A 2,995-nucleotide genomic window follows, 5' to 3' on the forward strand; every position below is an offset into this window, starting at 1 on the left:
AAACACCACCGATTGGAAGTAAAGACTGGGGCCCGAGGGTTTTGGGTTACTTTTTGCCCCACAAAAAGTGACGAAGGAAAAAATCTGCGAGCTCGGTCAAATGGGGAATCGAGGTTCACTTACACGCAACCACCTCTCCCTTAAAAGTCCCTTGTTGTCCTGCTTCTCCAGAGGGGTGAGCGTGAAGAAACAGCCCGCCGCGGTGGGCTGTTTTGGCGAGCAGCCAGCCTGAACGGCGGGATTCCCGCTCCTCGACATTTGTATTCAACTCCTCCTCGGCATCGACACCCATTTACTAACTATATCCCTGCGCCGAGGTCAAAACATCTGATCCATTTTACCGTGGGTTCCGGCCTTCGTACCTCAGGCCTCACCCACGGCTATTGAGAGGTTTGACCCATTCTGGGTCGTGACGTCAAATCCCGGCCTTTGGCGGATACAAATCATAGTTAGGAGAGGCGCGTGGGGGACAAACCGTCAGGAAACAGTCCGGCGGACTGTTTTAAGTTTGGGCCAGCCTGCAGGGTGGGCAAAGTATCTCCGGCGTCCGCCCTTGTGCCAGGATCGAGCCTCGAAGCTTATTCCATTGAAATTCCAAATCTTTCGAGATCCTGTCCCGAGCAGCGCAGCGTATCGGGAGGTAGGAGCTTGGCCAAATCTTGACCTTTTGGTCCTTTTGGGTCAAGCCAAAAGGACGTGAAAGAAAACAACCATCGAGGTTCCCAAGGCCTCACCCAAGCCCCGTCGTACTTTAATGTTGGACTATTTACCAATCAATCATCTTCTCCGTACCTCGGCATCAAGATCCCTGTGTCATCGCAATTCCTGCGCCGAGGTTGAAACATCTTATCCATTTTACCTGGGGTTGAAACCCCAGGCTACCCATCTGGCGTACCTACGGCACGCGTTCCGTCAGTCAATTCATTCCGCCGCAACTCCCCCTTGAATTGTAATATTCAAAAGGAAGAAGAATCCTCTTCAAAGGGGGTAGGGGGAGGACCGAGCGTTAAGAAACAGCCCGCCGCGGAGGGCTGTTTTAGCGAGAGCCTGTCCCGAGTAGCGAAGCGTATCGGGAGGCCAGCCTGCAGGAGGACAAACCGTTAGGAAACAGCCCGGTGGGCTGTTTTAGGTTTGGGCCAGGTTGAAGGGTAGGACAAATCTTTATTTTTTCGTTCCGTTATCCTGCTTCTCCCGAAGCTGGACTATTTACCACTCACCACCTTGCCCGGCTCCTCGAAATGGGATACATCGACGTCCGACCATAGGATTTGCAATCCGACAACCAAAAAATCCCTTCCAACTTCCCACTCCTTACACCTGTGCTGAGCTCGGTTGGTGAGCGTGTCGAACCATGTCGAAGTATTGGCATCGACCGCCTTTTCCAAGCTGTATTTCTGCGTCGAGTGCAATTGCTTTTTACTGTGGGCTACACGGTTCCCGAGCATATCCGCATTGAGCTTGTCGAAGTGTCGAGGGATCGTGCCTCAGGCTTCACCCACGGCTACAAAGCTTCCGCACCTACGGAGCTTTTTCCGCACTCGACAACCCGACAACCAGCTGTATAACACTTCCCACGACTGTCATTCTCTGAAATAGGTTGACCGTTTTAAAGCCAAGAAAGAAATGCTAAAAACGGGAAAAAGGATCAATTCACGTCGTGAATTTTCAGAAGGATTCAAACGTAAATTGGTTGATGATTTTGAAAAGGGTGTGATGTCGGTACTCCAGATGGAGCGGCAGTACGGAATTTCAAACAAATCTATTTACAAGTGGATCTATAAGTATTCTACCTACAACGAGAAAAACATCTGTATCGTGGAGATGAAAGACAGCCAAACCCATCGGGTAAAAGAACTGGAAGAAAAGGTCAAGGAGTTGGAACGGGCCGTTGGCCAGAAGCAGATAATGATTGATTATCTGGAGAAGATGATTGATCTGGCAAAGGACACTTATTCCATCGATGTCAAAAAAAACTCCAACACCCCACACTCTGGTGGTTCCAATCCAACAGACAAGTCATGAGCTATTCCCTTAATGAACTCTACCGAACTGTAGGAGTAAGCAAACAGTCGGTTCAGCAGGCTAAAAATCGGCAGGAATCCTTTGACCGGGAGTTGTCTGAACTGATTGTATTGGCCAACCAGCTCAAAGCAGAGCATCCCGGGTGTGGGGTTGAAAAGATGTACTATGCGCTAAGACCGCACTTCATGGGAAGGGACAAGTTCTGTGAGCTTTTTCTGGAGCTGGGCTATGGGGTCAATCGGGTGAAGAATTACCATCGGACCACCTTCAGTGGAGCGCTATACTATCCTAATCTAATTGAAGGGATGTGTGTCACCAGGCCTTTTCAGGTGATCCAGAGTGATATCACTTACTTTCAACTTAAAGGCGATCATTATTACTTGGTGTTTATCATAGATGTGTACACTAGATTGATCGTCGGGTACGCCGTGAGCGATCACCTGCGCACAGAAGCGAATATCAGGGCATTGAAGAAGGCTTTGGGGATCATGAACTGTACTCCTTGGGATACTATCCATCATTCAGACCGGGGATCGCAGTATGGGAGTCATGCCTATACCCAGTTGTTGTCCGGCCAAAAGATTCATATCAGTATGGGATTAGTCGCTTGGGAAAACCCCTATGCAGAACGGATCAATGGCATTATCAAGAATGAATACCTGAAACGATGGGCAATCCGTGACTTCAAAGAGCTAAAGAGAAAAGTGGCCAAGGCGGTCAGCCATTACAACGAAAAACGGCTCCATCGGGCGTTTAATATGAACTACACCCCCATGGAGTTTTACCAAAAACTGATAGATTTACCTACCCAAGAAAGACCGACGGTGAATATTTATACCGAAGGAAGACAAAACTTCTTAGGGACATCGAGCCCCTTCGAAGTTTACCCAAGAGAAGAACCTCTGGCTCATAATTGTCCGATGGAATTAAATAAATGTTGAACCAAACGGTCAACCATATTTAGGGAAGTACA

General features: G+C 48.7%; 3 protein-coding genes. 2 read left to right on the forward strand and 1 reads right to left on the reverse strand.

Annotated features, from left to right (window positions below; all coding sequences use genetic code 11):
* Window positions 1-1,202: 1,202 nt before the first annotated feature.
* Complete coding sequence (locus G459_RS0126485; RefSeq protein ID WP_026970261.1) at window positions 1,203-1,445, reverse strand: hypothetical protein; 243 nt, start codon at window positions 1,443-1,445, stop codon at window positions 1,203-1,205.
* A gap of 178 nt (window positions 1,446-1,623) precedes the next feature.
* Between G459_RS0126485 and G459_RS0126490 the strand changes: the two genes are divergently transcribed.
* Together G459_RS0126490 and G459_RS28720 are read left to right on the forward strand one after the other, a co-directional pair.
* Window positions 1,624-2,022, forward strand: a complete 399-nt coding sequence (locus tag G459_RS0126490) for a transposase (RefSeq protein WP_026967570.1) — start codon at window positions 1,624-1,626, stop codon at window positions 2,020-2,022.
* On the forward strand, window positions 2,019-2,963 hold the full coding sequence (locus tag G459_RS28720) for an IS3 family transposase (RefSeq protein ID WP_084454453.1): 945 nt from the start codon (window positions 2,019-2,021) through the stop codon (window positions 2,961-2,963). The genes G459_RS0126490 and G459_RS28720 overlap by 4 nt, the downstream gene beginning before the upstream one ends.
* The last annotated feature ends 32 nt before the right edge of the window (window positions 2,964-2,995 follow it).

The sequence above is a fragment of the Algoriphagus terrigena DSM 22685 genome, from assembly GCF_000429445.1.
Classification (GTDB): domain Bacteria; phylum Bacteroidota; class Bacteroidia; order Cytophagales; family Cyclobacteriaceae; genus Algoriphagus; species Algoriphagus terrigena.

What these genes read in the sequence shown, in the direction of transcription:
- G459_RS0126485 (WP_026970261.1), bottom strand. Translation starts at nt 1,445, where the DNA reads ATGCTCGGGAACCGTGTAGCCCACAGTAAAAAGCAATTGCACTCGACG.
- G459_RS28720 (WP_084454453.1), top strand. Translation starts at nt 2,019, where the DNA reads ATGAGCTATTCCCTTAATGAACTCTACCGAACTGTAGGAGTAAGCAAA.
- G459_RS0126490 (WP_026967570.1), top strand. Translation starts at nt 1,624, where the DNA reads ATGCTAAAAACGGGAAAAAGGATCAATTCACGTCGTGAATTTTCAGAA.